Origin of the sequence: Catalinimonas locisalis, assembly GCF_038039535.1 — a bacterium.
In the GTDB taxonomy this organism is placed as follows: Bacteria; Bacteroidota; Bacteroidia; order Cytophagales; family Cyclobacteriaceae; genus Catalinimonas.
The window spans coordinates 1-17221 of record NZ_JBBPHP010000037.1 but is presented as its reverse complement, the minus strand read 5'-3'; the positions used below and the strand labels follow the sequence as shown (position 1 = coordinate 17221).

General features: G+C 41.3%; 19 protein-coding genes. 14 read left to right on the top strand and 5 right to left on the bottom strand.

What is annotated here, in order from left to right:
• Window positions 1-102 precede the first annotated feature (102 nt).
• The 3 genes from WJR50_RS27045 to WJR50_RS27035 all read left to right on the top strand — a co-directional run bounded on the left by WJR50_RS27045 (window position 103) and on the right by WJR50_RS27035 (window position 2714).
• A complete protein-coding gene (locus WJR50_RS27045) occupies window positions 103-828 on the top strand; it encodes a 3-keto-disaccharide hydrolase (protein WP_341296441.1) in 726 nt (241 codons plus the stop codon).
• Between the two features lie 76 nt (window positions 829-904).
• Window positions 905-2122 carry a DUF1697 domain-containing protein gene (locus WJR50_RS27040; protein ID WP_341296440.1) on the top strand — a complete coding sequence of 406 codons (1218 nt, stop codon included), beginning with the start codon at window positions 905-907 and terminating at the stop codon, window positions 2120-2122.
• A gap of 52 nt (window positions 2123-2174) precedes the next feature.
• Window positions 2175-2714: a DinB family protein gene (locus WJR50_RS27035; protein ID WP_341296439.1), complete on the top strand. Its 540-nt coding sequence runs from the start codon at window positions 2175-2177 to the stop codon at window positions 2712-2714.
• On the opposite strand, the gene WJR50_RS27030 is transcribed toward WJR50_RS27035, so the two are convergent.
• The 3 genes from WJR50_RS27030 to WJR50_RS27020 all read right to left on the bottom strand — a co-directional run bounded on the left by WJR50_RS27030 (window position 2709) and on the right by WJR50_RS27020 (window position 5683).
• On the bottom strand, window positions 2709-3062 hold the full coding sequence (locus WJR50_RS27030; RefSeq protein WP_341296438.1) for a glutaredoxin family protein: 354 nt from the start codon (window positions 3060-3062) through the stop codon (window positions 2709-2711). The genes WJR50_RS27035 and WJR50_RS27030 overlap by 6 nt on opposite strands.
• A gap of 62 nt (window positions 3063-3124) precedes the next feature.
• Window positions 3125-4408 (bottom strand): aminotransferase class V-fold PLP-dependent enzyme, encoded by a 1284-nt coding sequence (locus tag WJR50_RS27025; protein WP_341296437.1) that lies wholly within the window; start codon window positions 4406-4408, stop codon window positions 3125-3127.
• A gap of 105 nt (window positions 4409-4513) precedes the next feature.
• Window positions 4514-5683, bottom strand: coding sequence for an exo-beta-N-acetylmuramidase NamZ family protein (locus tag WJR50_RS27020; RefSeq protein WP_341296436.1), 1170 nt, complete (start codon window positions 5681-5683; stop codon window positions 4514-4516).
• A 182-nt stretch (window positions 5684-5865) separates the two neighbouring features.
• Between WJR50_RS27020 and WJR50_RS27015 the strand changes: the two genes are divergently transcribed.
• The 6 genes from WJR50_RS27015 to WJR50_RS26990 all read left to right on the top strand — a co-directional run bounded on the left by WJR50_RS27015 (window position 5866) and on the right by WJR50_RS26990 (window position 11237).
• Window positions 5866-6810 (top strand): N-acetylornithine carbamoyltransferase, encoded by a 945-nt coding sequence (locus tag WJR50_RS27015; protein WP_341296435.1) that lies wholly within the window; start codon window positions 5866-5868, stop codon window positions 6808-6810.
• A gap of 10 nt (window positions 6811-6820) precedes the next feature.
• The gene (gene argB / locus WJR50_RS27010; RefSeq protein ID WP_341296434.1) at window positions 6821-7606 is read left to right on the top strand and encodes an acetylglutamate kinase; all 786 of its coding nucleotides are present in this window, start codon (window positions 6821-6823) and stop codon (window positions 7604-7606) included.
• The gene (locus WJR50_RS27005; protein WP_341296433.1) at window positions 7594-8679 is read left to right on the top strand and encodes a M20 family metallo-hydrolase; all 1086 of its coding nucleotides are present in this window, start codon (window positions 7594-7596) and stop codon (window positions 8677-8679) included. The genes argB and WJR50_RS27005 overlap by 13 nt, the downstream gene beginning before the upstream one ends.
• 12 nt (window positions 8680-8691) lie before the next feature.
• Entirely contained in the window at window positions 8692-10026 is a 1335-nt protein-coding gene (argH, locus tag WJR50_RS27000; RefSeq protein WP_341296432.1) for an argininosuccinate lyase, read from the top strand.
• 17 nt (window positions 10027-10043) lie between these two features.
• Window positions 10044-10580: a Crp/Fnr family transcriptional regulator gene (locus WJR50_RS26995; protein WP_341296431.1), complete on the top strand. Its 537-nt coding sequence runs from the start codon at window positions 10044-10046 to the stop codon at window positions 10578-10580.
• A gap of 75 nt (window positions 10581-10655) precedes the next feature.
• Window positions 10656-11237 carry a DinB family protein gene (locus tag WJR50_RS26990; RefSeq protein WP_341296430.1) on the top strand — a complete coding sequence of 194 codons (582 nt, stop codon included), beginning with the start codon at window positions 10656-10658 and terminating at the stop codon, window positions 11235-11237.
• Between the two features lie 283 nt (window positions 11238-11520).
• Here the strand turns inward: WJR50_RS26990 and WJR50_RS26985 are convergent, their stop codons facing one another.
• Together WJR50_RS26985 and WJR50_RS26980 are read right to left on the bottom strand one after the other, a co-directional pair.
• Window positions 11521-11688 carry a hypothetical protein gene (locus tag WJR50_RS26985; RefSeq protein WP_341296429.1) on the bottom strand — a complete coding sequence of 56 codons (168 nt, stop codon included), beginning with the start codon at window positions 11686-11688 and terminating at the stop codon, window positions 11521-11523.
• Window positions 11689-11743: 55 nt separating this feature from the next.
• Window positions 11744-12382, bottom strand: a complete 639-nt coding sequence (locus WJR50_RS26980) for a PQLLE family protein (RefSeq protein ID WP_341296428.1) — start codon at window positions 12380-12382, stop codon at window positions 11744-11746.
• A 945-nt stretch (window positions 12383-13327) separates the two neighbouring features.
• Between WJR50_RS26980 and WJR50_RS26975 the strand changes: the two genes are divergently transcribed.
• The 5 genes from WJR50_RS26975 (at window position 13328) to WJR50_RS26955 (ending at window position 16792) form a co-directional block, all read left to right on the top strand.
• On the top strand, window positions 13328-13894 hold the full coding sequence (locus WJR50_RS26975; protein WP_341296427.1) for a hypothetical protein: 567 nt from the start codon (window positions 13328-13330) through the stop codon (window positions 13892-13894).
• 176 nt (window positions 13895-14070) lie between these two features.
• Window positions 14071-15045 carry a M64 family metallopeptidase gene (locus tag WJR50_RS26970; protein WP_341296426.1) on the top strand — a complete coding sequence of 325 codons (975 nt, stop codon included), beginning with the start codon at window positions 14071-14073 and terminating at the stop codon, window positions 15043-15045.
• 129 nt (window positions 15046-15174) lie between these two features.
• Window positions 15175-15663: a hypothetical protein gene (locus WJR50_RS26965; protein WP_341296425.1), complete on the top strand. Its 489-nt coding sequence runs from the start codon at window positions 15175-15177 to the stop codon at window positions 15661-15663.
• 255 nt (window positions 15664-15918) lie between these two features.
• Entirely contained in the window at window positions 15919-16440 is a 522-nt protein-coding gene (locus WJR50_RS26960; RefSeq protein ID WP_341296424.1) for a DinB family protein, read from the top strand.
• A 184-nt stretch (window positions 16441-16624) separates the two neighbouring features.
• Window positions 16625-16792, top strand: a complete 168-nt coding sequence (locus WJR50_RS26955; protein WP_341296423.1) for a hypothetical protein — start codon at window positions 16625-16627, stop codon at window positions 16790-16792.
• The last annotated feature ends 429 nt before the right edge of the window (window positions 16793-17221 follow it).

Genomic DNA, 17221 nt, shown 5'->3' with positions numbered 1-17221 from the left:
TTAAGTATGATGAATATTTAAAGCTAAGCTTGAGTCTTAACACTCAGTTGATGATATTGTGAGTGTAATAAGATTACAATACACCAAACCACACCAACAAATATGAATTGCTATTGGCAACATCATAGGATCAACTTTAAGGTAGTGATAATATTCTTTTTGCAATTGATCGGATTTGTAAACATTTCCTGCGATAAAAGAACCATCACTACACCTCTGTTCAATGGTGAGTCGTTGCAGGGTTGGGAAGGAAACAAAGAATTTTTTCGGGTGGAGGATAATGCCATTGTAGCGGGCAGACTAGATTCTATCATTCCTCAAAACGAATTTTTATGTACTACCAAAGAGTATCAAGACTTTGATCTGATATTGAAAGCAAAGCTTGTAGGAGAGGGGGATAATGGCGGTGTACAATTCAGAAGTGAAAGGGTTTCTAATAGTTCTGAAGTTTCTGGTTATCAGGCGGATATTGGATTTATTCCTGCTTCCTGGGTGAAAAGTTTTGATCAGTTCAAACAGCAAGTAGCTAACCTTGAAGATGACACGCCCTATCCGCTGTGGGGAAGCCTGTATGATGAATCCAGAAGAGCCCGTGTGCTTGCGTTAGGGAACTACGGAAAGGTCTCGGAGGTGCTGAAAAAAGGAGATTGGAATGAAATCAGAATAAGAGCGGAAGACAACTTTATTAAAATATGGATCAATAATCAACTCATCACCGAATACAGAGAAAAAGAAGATATGCCTCAAAAAGGAGTAATTGGATTGCAGGTACATTCAGGACCACCCCTAGAAGTTCATTACAAAGATATTTTTATTCAGGAATTGTGATCCATTAGCTATATTTAGGAAATGCTGATTTCTCATATTTAGAAAAAAAGAACAATCTATTTCTTTAAAAATAAAGATGGTGAAGGTATTTGATATTCAGCAACTTATACAAAAAGGTCTTAATGATGACTTAAGTCAACTGCTCCAGGAAAAGCCAAGTTTGGCAAATGAATTTACCCCCCAGGGTATCTCTTTACTTCAGTTTGCCGCTTATTGCCGTAATCAGGAAGCGATAAACTTGCTTGTAGCATACAAAGAGTCTCTAAATCTCTATGAGGCAGTCTGTATTGGTAATAATGAGATAGTCCAGACACACATAGAAAGTGATAGTGGTATCGTACATCAACCTTCTCCAGATGGTTTTTCATCTTTGGGACTGGCCTGCTTTTTTGGTCAAGAGGCGATTGCAGCGTATCTGATCTCAGAAGGTGCCGATGTAAATCAGCCTTCAGAAAATAACTTCAAGGTCACACCTCTACATTCCGCTGTGGCAATTGGGAATTACGATCTATGCAAGTTACTGCTTGAACATGGAGCTGACCCTAATGCTCGTCAACAGCAGGGAGTAACACCGCTTCATTCTGCAGCGCACAATGGTTTTACCTCTATTACTCAGTTGCTGATTGATCATGGAGCAGATGTACATGCAGTAATGGAAAGTGGTCAAACTCCTTTAATGATGGCTGAAGAAGCCTCATTTTCAGTCACTGCCAAGCTTCTTAAAGAATATGCAAACTCAACAAAGCTTATGACCTATGTAGCTTTTTTAAGAGGGATCAATGTTGGTGGGCATAGAAAAATCAAGATGCAGGATTTACAGTTTAGCCTTGCAAGAATGGGCCTAAACAATGTGAAAACGTATATTCAGAGTGGAAATATAGTTTTCAGTGCTTCAGAAAATAAAGCAGATTATTTAAGCAAAGAAATTGAAGTAAGCATAGAGAAAGACTTTGGATTTGAAGTGAAGGTCATTGTAAAGAATGGAGCGCAACTGAAGGAAATTATTACAAAAAATCCTTACTTATCGGACGAAAGTGCTGATATATCTAAATGTTACCTGACTCTACTCACCGATATTTCGAAAAAAGAACAAGCTGAATTACTAAGTGCACTAAAATTTCCACATGATGAATTCCATTTGATGGATGATATTATTTACCTGTATTGCACGAATGGCTACGGAAAAACTAAACTATCCAATGATTTTTTTGAAAAGAAACTAAAGCAGCCCGCTACCACAAGAAACTGGAAAACTATGCTCAAAATGCTGGAAATAAGTGAAAATGCAAACTAACAGCTTGATTAAGCGAGTAATCAATAGAAAGATTCTACAAAACTGAATTACAATGCTAAAATCCAACCTACCTTTCATCCCCGACTTTTATGATACCTACATCAATCAGATAGGTGATACGATAGAGCTATCTTCAGCGCTTCATGAATATGGAGCTGATTTTGTCACAGGAGAAGAAAAGAATTTCATGGCTTTGAGAGATCAGGTTTATGCCCCCGGTAAATGGACAGTAAAAGATATTCTCCAGCATGTGATAGATACTGAAAGGGTGTTCGCTTACCGTGCCCTCCGTTTTGCCAGAAATGATCATACTGAACTTGCTGGTATGGATCAGCGTCTTTTCGCAGCAAATACTAATGCTAATGAAAGATCGGTAGATGAGTTGCTGTATGAATTTTCAGTAGTGCGACAGTCTACTATTTTTCTATATAAAAGCTTTAATCAGGAAATGCTGAAGCGAGAAGGTGTTTGCTTTGGTCGGAAAACCACAGTGGGTGCACTGGGATTTACCATAGTTGGACATGTACTCCACCACATTAAAATACTGAAAGAACGCTATTATCCTTTGCTTGAAGGAAATAGTAACTTATAAAGAATTTTCTACCTGTTCAAAAGTAGCCCCTACTTTGATGTCATCTTCAAGTACTACTACTGGTAGGCTGATGTTGCCCCTAAACCCAACTTGCTGTAATTTGAGAAGCATTTGATCTGCATAGCTTTGGTCTTTGTCTACATCATAAAAAGTGTAAGTGTATCCGGCAGAATCAAGTTTCTTCTTAATGTTTACACAGTGACTGCATTCATCGCTTCCGTAAATCAAAATTGACTTTTGCATTTCCTGACTTTCTTCAATGGTTGCACTTTCCTTGCTACCATCCATCATGCAATGTTGCAGAGAAGCAGTAAGTATTACGAGGGTGATGATTTTAATCCATTTCATGCGGTAAAAGTACTAAGCAAAACTTTGATAGCCTTAGAAAATTTATCTTTTTTAAGTAAGAATTAAGCACTCAGTTTTTTAAGCGCGCTAACCAACTGATCTAGCTCATTCAGGCTGGTGTACAAATGTGGGGTTACCCTTGTACCCTTTACAGCTTCAGTATCAATAGCCACTGTGAAGATGTTAAAGTCCTCAAATAACTTGTCAGCTAATTCAGCGGGTGGAATACCTTCAACACCTACATTGGCAATACCAGATGAGCGTGCCTCTTCAAAAGGAGTATTGATCACAATTTTGGGCAGGCCTTTTACCTGATCTACCCAGTATTTTTTCAAATATTTCAGTCGGGCTTCCTTACGTGCAATCCCGATGGTTTTCTGGAAGTTGAGCGCATCAATAATGGCCAGATCTGTGGAGCAGGGATGTGTGCCAATGTGTTCAAATTTTCGGATATCATCATCTGCATAAGTATCATCTCCAAAGAGAGGCCATACCTTTTCAATTTTGTCTTTACGCACATACAAAAGTCCGGAACCCAATGGAGCACCTATCCATTTGTGCAGACTGCTACCCAGATAATCACAGCCCAGCTCGTGGATTTTGAAATCAAGATGACCCACAGCATGTGCGGAGTCAGAAATGACCTCAACGTTTTTGCCATGCGCCATTTCAGCAATTGTTCTAACCGGAAGCACCTGTCCTGTGATGTTGATCAGGTGCGTCACCAGTATGATTTTGGTGTTAGGCGTAATGGCTTGCTCATAAGCATCCACAATTTCCTGATCATTTTTGGGATGCAGGGGTAAGGAGATGACTTTATTCACTATCCCATCTCGCCTGGCTCTCTGTTTGAATGCTGCCAACATACTGCCATAATCCTGATCGCACATGATGGCTTCATCCCCTGCATTCATTTTCAATCCCAGTATCACGGTATCCAGTGCCTCAGTCGTATTGCGGCAGATGACAATCTCCTCAGGGCTTACGCCTACAAAATCAGCCATGGCTTGTTTAACCTGCTTATGATCATCCCACTGCTGTTTCCGCATATAGTAGGAAGGAATCTGGTTGATCATTCGAATATGCTCTTCCTGCGCATTGATGACTGGCTCGGCAACCATACTGTAATATCCGTTTTCCAGATTGATAAAATCATCAGATACTTTGTACGTTTTTCGTACTTCATCCCAAAATGCTTCGTCTTGTGCCACATCCATAGCAGACTTATGTCTTACGGATGCTACATAGCCCTTTAAATTTTGATGGACTTTGGCAAGTGGAAGAGTAGCGGCAAAAGCACTCAGGCTTCCTGCTTTTTTGAGAAAGGCACGTCGAGGGTAATACATCTTAGTTGATAGTGTAGGTAAGAAGTCAGGAATGGTGAAATATAATACGCATACTTCTTAAAATCAATATATATTGACGGTAGTACTTATCACCATCCATATCATTTATTCTTCATAAAGCAGATACTTTTTTCTCATTTGCTTGAACTGTTCAAGCGCAGGCTGCCAGCTTGCCCTGATCTCTTCTTCGCTTTTTCCTGCAATGATCTGCTTTTTCAACTGTTCTGATCCTGCCAGCAGATTAAATGATTGCTCAAAGAAATGTTCCTTGTCTTTTTCTTTCTGGTAAAATTCCAGCAAATAAGATAAATCAATGCGATCAATTTGCTGAAGTTCTTCCAAAGAGAGGCTGGATAAATCATAGCCATAACAGGTTTTTCCTTCAAACTTAGGCTCAGAACTCATGCTGGGGATAGGCTTTGGGACAAAAGCATTTTGCTGTGGAGTATAATCAGGCGTTCCGAATTGCTGAAAAGGCTTCATTGTCCCTCTCCCTTCACTCACTTTTGTACCTTCAAACAGACAGATGCTGGGATATAGGTAAATGGATTTCATATCCGGTACATTGGGAGAGGGCGGTATGGCTAATTGATAATGCGTTTGATGGCTGTAGTTTTTGACTTTAATTATTTCCAGTTCACACTTCACACCATTTTTGAGCCAACCTTCTCCATTAACCATCCGGGCATATTCACCTATTGTCATGCCATGTACAATGGGAATAGGGTGCATGCCGATAAACGAGCTGAACCTTGTATCCAGGACGGGCCCATCAACATAGTGGCCCAGTGGATTGGGACGGTCCAGAATCAACAGAGAAATATTATTCTCGGCACAGGCTTCCATGATGTAATGCATAGAGGAGATATAAGTAAAAAAACGGGCCCCGACATCCTGCATGTCAAAGATCATGATGTCTATGTCTTTCAGAATTTCAGGAGAAGGTTTCTTTTTGCTTCCGTAAATGGAATGAATTGTAATACCAGTAGCTTCATCTACCTGATTATCAACAGTTTTTCCTCTTTCAGTAGTTCCCCGGTAGCCATGCTCAGGTGCGTAAATGGCAGCGATATTTACCCCTCTGCTCAGTAAAGTATCTACCAGATGTGTTTCCCCTACAGTAGTAGTTTGGTTAACCACCATGCCTACCTTCTTTGAGCCGATCAGGGGCAGATAGGCATCCAATTGGGCTGCTCCTATTTGAATATTGGCTTGTGCAAAAGTAAACGCATGAAAAAAGAACAGACTAAGCGTGATAAAAATGGGCTTGAACATAAAGATGTGTGGTTGTTAAATCTTTTCTGGAAATTTAAGCTTCCATAAATAAAGTCTCTTCCTTTTTATCCGTTTTTTTGGGAAAGGTTCAACAAGAAGCTTTAACTTTGATGTTGATTGAATAAAACTACGTATTTGCAAATCATTGATGATTTGATTTTTTATTAAGATTACCTATACCTATGAAGCATTTTACCTCTGTAAAAGATGTTCCTGACCTAAAAACTTTGCTTGAGACTGCTGCTCATGTAAAGTCTTCTCCTTTTACGGATAAAAATCTTTCCACCAACAAGGCCATGTGCCTGATCTTTTTAAATCCCAGCCTCCGAACTCGCCTCAGTACGCAGAGGGCGGCCATGAATCTTGGTCTGGATACTGTGGTTTTTGATATGAATCAGGGGGGGTGGAATCTTGAGTTTCAGGATGGTACCATCATGAATGTGGATAAGCCGGAGCATGTCAAAGAAGCGGCTGCTGTGATCGGACAGTACTATGATATCATCGGCATCCGTGCCTTTGCACATTTACAAAACAGAACCGAAGATTATGCCGAACTGGTCATCAAGCAGTTTCAAAAATATGCAGGTGTGCCCGTGATCAGCCTGGAATCTCCGGTAAGGCATCCGCTGCAATCCCTCACCGACCTGATTACCATTGAAGAACACAAAACAGTAGAAAAGCCTAAAATTGTGCTCACCTGGGCACCTCATCCCAAGGCTTTGCCGCAGGCGGTGGCCAATTCATTTCTGGAGTGGATGCTGGCTTCCGGTCAGGATATTACCGTTACTCATCCCCAGGGCTATGAATTGGATGAACAGTTTACCCAGGGAGTTAAAGTAGAGTATAATCAGCGAAAAGCATTTGAAGGCGCAGACTTTATCTATACCAAGAACTGGTCATCATACCAAAGCTACGGCGAGATATTAGAAAAAGGAGATCAGTGGATGGTGACTGCTGACAAAATGAAACTGACCAATCAGGCCAAATTCATGCACTGTCTGCCGGTACGTCGGAATGTAATCGTAGCCGATGAAGTAATAGACAGCGAACAATCCATCGTCATTCAGCAGGCCGCCAATCGTGTAGTAGCCGCCCAGGCCGTGATCAAAAGTATTTTGCAATCCTAAATCTGTAGTCGTGGAAAACATCAAAATATTCAAGATAGGAGGAAGGGTGATTGAGCAGCCCGAACTGCTTAAAAGCTTTCTGAAAGACTTCGCTTCCCTACCTCAACCCAAAATACTGGTGCATGGCGGAGGAAGATCAGCTACTACTTTGGCCGAAAAGATGGGCATTGAGACCAAAATGGTAGAAGGCCGTCGGGTGACCGACGAAGCCATGCTGGAAATTGTGCTCATGGTCTATGGTGGACTGAATAAAAAGATAACCGCTTTGCTACAGGCTGAAAACTGTAATGCACTAGGCCTCACTGGAGCAGACATGAATGCCATGAAAGCCCACAAACGTGCTCCCAATCCTGTGGATTATGGTTTGGTAGGAGATATTGATGAGGTCAATGCTCTCGGCATCATAGGATTATTGGAACAGGGGATAGTTCCGGTAATGGCCCCCCTTACCCACGATGGACAAGGTCAGATGCTCAATACCAATGCCGATCACATTGCGGCAAGTGTTGCTAAGGGATTGGCGAAGCACAAAACAGTGGAGTTATACTATTGCTTTGAAAAGAAAGGCGTAATGGTTGATCCTGAGGATGATACGAGCCTGATTGAAAGAATTACTGCCGAAGAATTTACCCAGCTCAAATCGGATGGCATAGTGGTAGAAGGAATGATTCCCAAGCTGGAAAATGCTTTTAAAACTCTGCATGCTGGAGTAGAAAAAGTATGCATCATGCATTACGAAGGATTACAGCATGTAGGTGGTGAAAGTTTTGAAGGAACAACCCTATGCCTGAAGTAGATACCTCAAGACTGGATATACTTGCTGAGCAGGCTATTAATTTGCTGCAAAAACTGATTGCGACTACTTCCCTGAGTAAAGATGAAGATCAGACCGCTGATATATTGGCAGATTATCTGGAAAAGCAGGGATTGTTTGTAAACCGTCTGATGAACAATGTATGGGTGAAATCCAGGGATTTTGATGATCAGAAACCTACTATTTTACTCAACTCTCATCATGATACAGTAAAGCCAGCTTCTACGTACAGCCGTAATCCTTATGCTGCTGATATTGAGGATGGTAAGCTCTACGGCCTGGGTAGCAATGATGCCGGCGGCGCGCTCGTCTGTCTGTTACACACTTTCCTAGAGTTGAATGATTTAAGCGATAGAACCTATAACCTAATCTTTGCCGCCAGCGCTGAGGAAGAAATCTCTGGCAAACAAGGAATTGCAGCATTATTGCCTGAACTGGGAAAAATAGATTTGGCGATAGTAGGTGAACCTACGGGTATGCAAATGGCCGTGGCTGAGAAAGGCTTGATGGTAATAGATGGCGAAGCCAAAGGCAAGTCCGGTCATGCCGCTCGTAATGAGGGAGTCAATGCTATTTACATCGCCCTGGAAGATATTCAGTTACTCAAAGACTTTCAGTTTCCCCTTAAGTCTGAAACACTGGGTGAAATACATATTTCAGTGACTCAAATCCAGGCCGGGACGCAGCATAATGTGGTGCCGGATGCCTGTACCTTTGTGGTGGATGTGCGTACGCATGAGCAGTATTCCAATCAGCAGGTGTATGAGATTTTACAAAAGGAAGTGAAGTCAGTGCTTACGCCTCGTTCGTTTCGCCTCAATGCTTCCGGTATTCCAATGGAGCATCCCATCGTGCAAAAGGGTAAGCAGTTAGGGCTGAATGCTTATGGTTCACCCACTTTATCCGATCAGGCATTGATGAGTGGTTTTCCCAGCCTCAAAATAGGGCCGGGCTTATCCGAACGCTCGCATACGGCCGACGAATTTATTCTTACGGAAGAGATCAGAGAGGGCATCCGTATTTATTTAGCATTATTAGAAGAACTAACCTTATAAATTTAGCGCATCGTGAAAATCTGGGACAAAGGTTTTTCCATTGACAAACGTATAGAAACATTTACCATCGGCAAAGACCGGGAACTGGACGTATGGCTGGCACCATTTGACATTTTAGGCTCTATGGCCCACAGCCGTATGTTGCACAAAATTGGATTGCTGGAAGAAGAAGAGCTTAAGCAGTTGCTGCAAGGCCTGAAAGACATTTATGCAGAGGTAGAGAAAGGTGAATTTGAGATAGAAGAGGGAATTGAAGATGTTCACTCTCAGGTAGAATTGATGCTGACCCGTAAACTGGGCGATGTTGGTAAGAAAGTGCATAGCGGTCGCTCCCGCAATGACCAGGTGCTGCTGGATTTACGGTTGTATATTCGTCATGAAATAGAAACGCTGGTACAACTAGCCAATAAACTATTTAACACCCTCATCCGGCTTTCCGAAAAGCATAAGGATGTGCTGCTTCCCGGCTATACCCATACCCAGGTGGCTATGCCTTCCTCTTTTGGCTTATGGTTTGGTGCCTATGCCGAAAGTCTGGTGGATGATCTGACAGTATTGCAGGCCGCTTACAAAGTCTCTAACCAGAATCCTTTGGGTTCAGCTGCCGGTTATGGCAGTTCTTTTCCGCTGGACCGCAGCATGACTACCCAATTGCTGGGTTTTGAAAGCATGAGTTACAATGTCGTTTATGCGCAGATGGGTAGGGGAAAGGTAGAAAAGACAGTAAGCTTTGCTTTGGCTTCACTGGCAGCGACTCTAGGGAAGATGGCCGCTGATGTATGCCTGTATATGAGCCAGAACTTTGGCTTCATCACCCTGCCTGATCATCTGACTACCGGATCATCCATCATGCCGCATAAAAAGAACCCCGATGTGTTTGAACTGATGCGTGCCAAGGCCAATAAACTACAGGCTTTGCCCAATGAGATTACGCTCATCATTACCAACCTCACTTCCGGCTATCATCGTGATCTGCAATTGGTGAAAGAAAGCTTTCTACCTGCTTTTGAAGACCTGAAAGACTGCCTGAGTATCAGCGAGTACATGCTCAATCATGTGCAGGTCAATACGCAGATTATGGAGGATGAGAAGTACAAATATCTTTTTTCGGTAGAGGCGGTTAATCAGGAAGTGCTGAATGGTGTACCTTTCCGGGATGCTTACAAAAAGGTAGGTGCCCAGATTGCCGATGGCACTTATCGGCCGATGAAAGAATTGAAACACACACATGAAGGTAGTCTGGGCAATCTTTGCAATGAGCAGATCGTTGGTAAAATGAAGCAGGTATTATCACTATTCACCTTTGAACAGGTCAATGAAGCGCTGGATAGCTTGAAAAAGAACTGATCAATGTTATAGAATCAATGAACCCTATCCATGCAATCGTTGATAAAATCAATACAGCTCAGTTGTGGGAGAAAGAGCTTTGCCTGAAGCGAAATGAATACCTCAAGGTAAAGGGAAGTGTTGATACCAGGCTTTATTACGTGCAAGGTGGAAGCCTGCGGATCTTTGTCATTGATGCTTATGAGGAACATACCATTCGCTTTGGCTATCAGGGTAATTTTATCGCTGCCCTGGATTCGTTCATCACTGAGCAAGCTTCTGAACTCTATATACAGGCCTTAAAGCAGACTGAGCTGCTGGTTATCAGCAAGGCTGCTTTTATGGAACTGGTCAACAGCTCAGCAGAAAACCTTCATCTCTGGCATACCATCATGGAGCAAATGGTGTATCAGCAGATGGAGCGGGAAAGAGATATACTGACTTCCAGTCCGCAGGAACGTTACCAGCGCGTGTTGAAACGCAGCCCGCAGCTCTTTCAGGAAATACCGCACAAATACATCGCTTCCTACCTCCGGATGACGCCCGAAACTTTGTCGCGACTTAAAAAGTCTTGATTTCAATCAATGTTTTTAACTAATCAGATGCTGACCTTTGGTATACATTAAGCTTTGAACAAAAAACATTAACCCATGAAAATGAAATCAGAACAATTGCGCGGCGAACTTATCGCATGGACACATCAACATCTGAATGATGCGGAAGCCTTGAAACAAATGCCTCTTGATGCTTTGAGGTGGAAAGCTTCAGAGCAGCAGTGGAATGTGCTGGAGTGCATAGAACATCTCAATCTGTACGGTGATTATTATCTGCCGGAAATAGAAAAGCAGATCAGTCGGAGCAGGTATCCTGCGGAAGAGGTTTTTAAAAGCGGCTTGCTGGGTAATTATTTTGCCAAGACGATGTTGCCCAGAGAAAAACTGAATAAGATGAAGACTTTCCAGGATAAAAATCCCCTGGACAGTAAACTGGATAGGTCAGTGCTGGATCGCTTCATTGATCAGCAGAAGCAAACCCTGGAATTACTGGACCAGAGCAGGAAAGTAAGCCTGAGTCGTACCAAAACGGGTATCAGTATTTCAAAATGGATCAGGCTAAGACTGGGCGATACCTTTAGAGTAGTCATCTACCATAATCGCCGCCATATGGTACAGGCAGAAAAGGCTCTTCAAGCTTATAAAAAATCTGGAAAGACTGCTGTATTGATTAAGTAGTAGCTCCCTGAATGATTCTTTTTAGCACAGGGGTGTTGTGCATTTGGGTACGCACAAGCGGGACGCTTGCGCTGGTTTGAGTCATCCCGCAGTGGCGACTGCCGGAGGGATCTTGTCAATCATGAAATGTTACAGGCTTACAAGAAAACTGAAAAGCCTGCTGTATTTATCGAGTAGTGTCTGCTCCAGCAGATGGCTGTCTCATAATTTATGTTGAACGAAAGATAGTGCATATTTTGGCGCACAAGCAGGACGCATGCGCTGGTTTAGCAGGTCCATATTGTTACGCACAAGCGGGACGCTTACGCTGGTGTAGTAGAAACTTGTCTCCAGGTCCTGTGTCTCTCAGGACTTTTTCTGCCTTTCTGGTTCTTCTTAGCGCAGGAGATGACAAATAATGCTGACCAACTGCATTGGAAAGAAAAGCGCTGCCACCCTGAGATCCTGACATTTGGCTACCGCCTGTCGTCAGGTCAGGTTTGTTCAGGGTGGCAGAGCTCTTTTAGCTACTTCACCGTTTTACCCAGAGCTTCCAGGTACTGCGGATGGGCCTTAAGGGCAAGCTTGGCGACGTACATAAACTCACTCATCCACCGGTCCAGCTCACGGGAGAACTGATCACGTCTTTGTGTAGCTTCCTGCGCATGAGAGCGGCTCATCGCCTGCTGCACCCTATAGTCCTCAATGGCCTCTATCATGGCGATGGTCTGGTCTACCTCACTCCGTGTGATATTGAATTTCTTGAGGATGTCGGCCGCCCTGTCATAGTGATAATAAAAGGCTTTTACCTGTCCCAGCCATTCGGGTAGAGATACTTTGCGGCGACCTTCCATTCTGAGCAGGTCCCAAAGGTCTTTGCGAGACTCCAAAGCCACCCTGGCGATTTTCAGGTGCTTTTTGTAGCGGGAATTTACCTCCTGCCGGGCCTCTTTGATATCCTGGGTAGCCTTTTTCTGTCCGCCCAAGTGCTCCGAGTAAAGTGCATCCCACTTTTCCACCTCCACCAGCAGATTGTCGGCAAACCCCAGCTTGACATCATCATAGCCAAAGTTGAGCATACTAGTTTGAATGTCAGTATGCTGGCGGGCAGCACTCAGCGAATTTTTCACCCAGCCTTTTTTGTACTCTTTCTTATTGCTTGTCATAAGAAGTTGTATTCGTTTGATAAAGCTGTTTTGGTTTCGTATGCGGGCATAAGGGCTATTAAAATATACTTAAGAGCTTTTGGCCCGCGCCAGCGCAGCATTGAACGACCGCTCAACAAGATAAAGTTAGCTGGTTAATTATAATTAAAATAATAAATAATATAAATAAAATAACTTTGCTTCTTTACGCTCTTTGCTTTCTTACATCATGGGCTTACGCGATAAAAACAGGCTTCATCGCATCGGACCATTGACAGATCAGCAGTGATATATTACATGAACGAGCAGAAAAATAACAGATGAATGGTGATCTATTACATGTACTGGTGGAAAACATTCAGATCAACGTTTATCTATTACATGAACGACCGAATAATTAGCATATCACTGCTTATCTATAAGTTGTCGCGTGAAATAAAGTATAGATCACCCTTGATTTATTAGTTGAACGGTCAGATAAAGTATAGATAAGCCCTTATCTATGTTCCGAACGATTCTACAAACTATAAATAAGCGTTCATCTATTCGTCATAACGGCAAACGGACTTGCGAAAAGCGGTTTTTTGGGGTAGGGGAAGCAATGGAAAAAGGGTAGGGAGACGTGTTTATGAACTTTATGAGCTTAATAATGTGTGAAACAGCATTTTTGAATGCCAGCCTGGCAGTTGAAAAGTATGAAATTAAGGCATAAGTTAATCAGAAAGCTTCTTTCACAAATTCCCTTCCCGAAACGAAATGAGAGGTGGCAGGAATAGTAGTTTAAAAACGATTGTAAATGTTTATAAATGGATATGTTGTAAACTTATTATTTTTATAAATTATCCAATTAAAGCATAGGAAATAAGCTTATATTGAAGTTTGTATATAGGAAATAGCCGCCCGGCGTGGATATTTGCGCTATCCTGTTGTTACAGCGCATAAAAAATGAAAAACCAAGATCAAAACATGAAGAAGCATATCGCAATTTCGATTTTGGCTATTCTGTTTTTCATAATTGAGGGACATGCACAGCAGCAAAGATATAGCTTTTTCGTCGGAGGAGGTGCTGCGGAAACTTTTCATGTAGGAGGGGCTTATCAACTATATCCCAGCGGTCGTTTGAGTTCTTCATTTGGGATAGTTCGTGATTTTAATCATTGGCTTTTGTTCCCTTGGCGAGGAATCAATAGCAAACTCCACCATACCGCATTTTCATTAGATCATATATATTTTTTCAAAGACGGCAATGATAATGTAACTCCTTTTTATTTCCGAACTGGTCTTACCTATCGTAAAGATCAGCATTACACATATAATGGCAATACTGACTCTTTTAACACCGGCAATTCTTATAGTTTTCTCTTTCTCAACTTTGCGTTAGGTATATCCATAGATTTACCTAAACACTGGGGCTTAAGTGCAGACCTGGGAGCGGCACCACTACTTTGGAGAAAAGGTTTTACCAGTGACGTAGATGATGACCGTTTATTCATTGCACCAATAGTGCGTATACAAGTTTACTACTGGAATTGATGAGATAAGATTAGGAAAAGCTATTTTGATGTAGCAATTTGATTAAGCTAGTGATTAAAATTTTAAACCCAAAAAGTGAAAACGCGCTGTAACACTCTGCAAGCGCTATGCTTCTGGCGATGCCCTCGCTAGCGCCTGCAGTTGCCGTCATATAAGCCAAAAAAATACATTATTAAATGAAAAAAAAAATTATTCTATTTTTCATTGTCCTCGCAATTCTAGGTTGTGAGGAAGCTGAAGATGTTGGTGAACAACCGGAACTTTACCAAAATGGTGAGGTACTGACGCTTTTTGAGAATGACCCAAAGGGAATCAATGTCATTTTTTTAGGTGATGGATTTATCGAGAAAGACTTAACTAAGGGAGGTAGTTATGAAAAATCCGGGAGGAGTATCATAGAACATCTTTTTACAGTGCCGCCCTTTTCCACTCACCAGGAGTATTTTAATGCTTATATTGTTTTTGCTGAATCTAAAGATGAATTTATCAGGCAGAAGTCTTTCCCCAGGCAAACGGCTTTTGGTATTGAAATAAGTCTTGCAACTGATCGCTTGACTATTCAAGATCCTGATGCATGTTTTCGCTATGCTCACAAAGCTGTTAACTACGATTCTCAAAGAGATATCATCATTGTATTGGCCAATGATTATAGGGAAATGGGAATTGCGGCCTATGGTATTGCAGTCACATGTAGAAGAATGAAAGAAAAAATGGCTGTACACGAAGTAGGTCATACCTTTGCCAATCTCGCTGATGAGTACATCAGTCCAAGTAGAGCGGAGTATTATATCGGTTCAAGAAATCTTGATGAATTAGTTAGTAGAAGTCCGAATGTAGATCTAAAGCCTGATTTAGAACAAATTAAATGGTCACACTTCATTGGGGAAAATGGATATGAAACTGTAGGCGCCCATGAAGGTGGTTTATATCTTAGTGAGGGAGTATGGCGTCCGGAAGAAACCAGCATAATGTTGTCGCATACAGAGTCTTATTTCAATGCACCCAGCAGAGAAGCTATTGTAAAAAAGATATTTAAAGTAAAAGGCATACCCTATAGCTTTGAAGAGTTCAAAAGAATAGATGTGATTCCTACTACTACCAATGCCAGACTATCAAGGTTAGACAGTACAAAAGAGTTACAATGTTGGTAAAAATAAATTCAACGAACGCACAACAAGCCATAGCCTCTATGCTTCGGGTAATACCCTCGCCAGCGGTTATGGTGGCCGTTGGCCATAATCAATGATCTGAACCTATCACATAAATCAAAAGGAATACCCATGAATAAACTGATATTGGTGTTTTTTGTCATTATTAACGGATTTAGTGCTTGCGGACAAGAGCGTAATACTCCCAACTACTTTTTAAATAATCAGAAAGTTGATTGGAAAAAAGTTTATATCAACCCTTCAAGTATTGATTCAATTTCCGTATCAAAACAGTCAAGATCCGGAGAGGTTTTCATTTACACTAAAAACAATGAATTTGATTTTTTAAGATTAAGCGAGATTATAAGTCAATATATAGATTCAGCACAAGATAAGGATATTGCTTTTAAAATTAATGGAAAGCTCATCAATGATACAAGCTCAATCAAGATTGATGATTCATATTTTATTTATGTGACAGTGGATAAGATTTCAGATGTTGAATACTTATCTGATAGGTTTGATTCTCTTCAAATTATAAATATTGATTTAGAGACTGAAGAAAGAGAACAAAAGATCATAATTAGAGGAAATAACAGTGTAAGCGATATACTAGATTAAGAGGCCTATGGTTGACATGTGTTATGAAACAGCCCGGGGTTCAGTGGTATTCGGATAAAACTATACTTTGTAAGCAAAACCAAACCGTGATACTAATTAACCACCCTTAGTGTCTCCCATAACGGAGTTGCCCCAATGGAATTGCCGCAATGGAGTTGCCACTCGAGCGGCCGCCTGTAGCTAAGGCTGAGGATGAGTAAGAGCTAAAGCCAAGTTAATAGGTAAAGGAAATATATACAAGTTGTCCATGTAATTATGTTTATTCGGATGTTGGTTGTATTGTTAAACGACATTCTTGAAAAAAAGAAAATGACCCTATCTGAACTCATAATTTTAAATTTAACAGAAATAAGGAGAAGAAGCATAAAACTTTGGAATGGACTTCCTAAAAGCAATTACAATTGGAAACCTGACGAAAAAGCAATGACTGCCATAGAAATGATTAGGCATGTATTAGAAGCCGATTACGGATGGGATATGATAATTAATAACCGAAGTATGACAAATTATAAAACGCCTTGGGAAAATCGTCCATTCATTAGCATTGCTGACGAACTTAAATTTGCCGAACCCTATAGAAATACATTTTTAGAAAGTATTCGTCAATTTTCAGATACAGAATTAAACGAAACAATAATTATTCATCCCGGAAATGGAGAAAAGAAAATTCTTGGAAAATATTTATTACGGATTGGATACCACGAAGCTGTTCACGCAGGGCAATTCCTTTCGTATATAAGAACAATGAAAATTAATCGCCCAGATATATGGGACTAAAAATAAATTCCACTACAATCAACAATGATTATAAAACAAAGCGCAGAAAGTGTTTTCCGTTAGTTGTCGTCACTTAATAAGCTTTTTCATGGGCAGAAACTTAAGTAATTTAATCGCCCACATTTCATACCAGAGACCGTTACCGCCAACATAAGCATGGACCTTGCAACCTATCAGTGATGATATGAAGACTAAAAATATATACTTTAATCACCCTCAGTGCCACCCCCAATGGAATTGTCGTCAGAGGACACTGAATATTGTTGAAGAACTCAGAGTTCCCGCATCGGGAGTCGCCACTCCGGGAGTCGCCACTCCGGGAGTCGCCACTCCGGCGGCCGCTTACAGGTAACTCTGAGGAGGAGTAAAAAGACTATTTTTGGGGTAGGGGAAGCAATGGAAAAAGGGTAGGGAGGCGTGTTTATGAACTTTATGAGCTTAGTAATGTGTGAAACAGCATTTTTGAATGCTAGCATAGCAGTTCAAAAGAATTAAATTAAGGCATGAGTCAATTCAGAAAGCTTCTTTCACAAATCCCCTTCCCAAAACGAAATGAGAGTTGGTAGGAATAGTGGTTCGCAAAAGTTTGTAAGCGTTTAAAATGGATATATTGCAAACTTATTATTTTTATAAATTATCCCTTTAAAGTATAGGAAATAAGCTTATATTAAAGTTTGTATATAGGAAATAGCCGCCCGGCGTGGATACCTTTAGGTTTGTTACATATGAATATTCTTAGAAGAATCAGTTGTTGTTGAGTTGTGGAAATGTGGGTAACTTG

Excerpts from the sequence above, each read along its gene's own strand:
- WJR50_RS27045 (WP_341296441.1), top strand. The coding sequence starts at position 103 with ATGAATTGCTATTGGCAACATCATAGGATCAACTTTAAGGTAGTGATA.
- WJR50_RS27040 (WP_341296440.1), top strand. The coding sequence starts at position 905 with ATGGTGAAGGTATTTGATATTCAGCAACTTATACAAAAAGGTCTTAAT.
- WJR50_RS27035 (WP_341296439.1), top strand. The coding sequence starts at position 2,175 with ATGCTAAAATCCAACCTACCTTTCATCCCCGACTTTTATGATACCTAC.
- WJR50_RS27030 (WP_341296438.1), bottom strand. The coding sequence starts at position 3,062 with ATGAAATGGATTAAAATCATCACCCTCGTAATACTTACTGCTTCTCTG.
- WJR50_RS27025 (WP_341296437.1), bottom strand. The coding sequence starts at position 4,408 with ATGTATTACCCTCGACGTGCCTTTCTCAAAAAAGCAGGAAGCCTGAGT.
- WJR50_RS27020 (WP_341296436.1), bottom strand. The coding sequence starts at position 5,683 with ATGTTCAAGCCCATTTTTATCACGCTTAGTCTGTTCTTTTTTCATGCG.
- WJR50_RS27015 (WP_341296435.1), top strand. The coding sequence starts at position 5,866 with ATGAAGCATTTTACCTCTGTAAAAGATGTTCCTGACCTAAAAACTTTG.
- WJR50_RS27005 (WP_341296433.1), top strand. The coding sequence starts at position 7,594 with ATGCCTGAAGTAGATACCTCAAGACTGGATATACTTGCTGAGCAGGCT.
- WJR50_RS26995 (WP_341296431.1), top strand. The coding sequence starts at position 10,044 with ATGAACCCTATCCATGCAATCGTTGATAAAATCAATACAGCTCAGTTG.
- WJR50_RS26990 (WP_341296430.1), top strand. The coding sequence starts at position 10,656 with ATGAAAATGAAATCAGAACAATTGCGCGGCGAACTTATCGCATGGACA.
- WJR50_RS26985 (WP_341296429.1), bottom strand. The coding sequence starts at position 11,688 with ATGTCAGGATCTCAGGGTGGCAGCGCTTTTCTTTCCAATGCAGTTGGT.
- WJR50_RS26980 (WP_341296428.1), bottom strand. The coding sequence starts at position 12,382 with ATGACAAGCAATAAGAAAGAGTACAAAAAAGGCTGGGTGAAAAATTCG.
- WJR50_RS26975 (WP_341296427.1), top strand. The coding sequence starts at position 13,328 with ATGAAGAAGCATATCGCAATTTCGATTTTGGCTATTCTGTTTTTCATA.
- WJR50_RS26970 (WP_341296426.1), top strand. The coding sequence starts at position 14,071 with ATGAAAAAAAAAATTATTCTATTTTTCATTGTCCTCGCAATTCTAGGT.
- WJR50_RS26965 (WP_341296425.1), top strand. The coding sequence starts at position 15,175 with ATGAATAAACTGATATTGGTGTTTTTTGTCATTATTAACGGATTTAGT.
- WJR50_RS26960 (WP_341296424.1), top strand. The coding sequence starts at position 15,919 with ATGTTTATTCGGATGTTGGTTGTATTGTTAAACGACATTCTTGAAAAA.
- WJR50_RS26955 (WP_341296423.1), top strand. The coding sequence starts at position 16,625 with ATGAAGACTAAAAATATATACTTTAATCACCCTCAGTGCCACCCCCAA.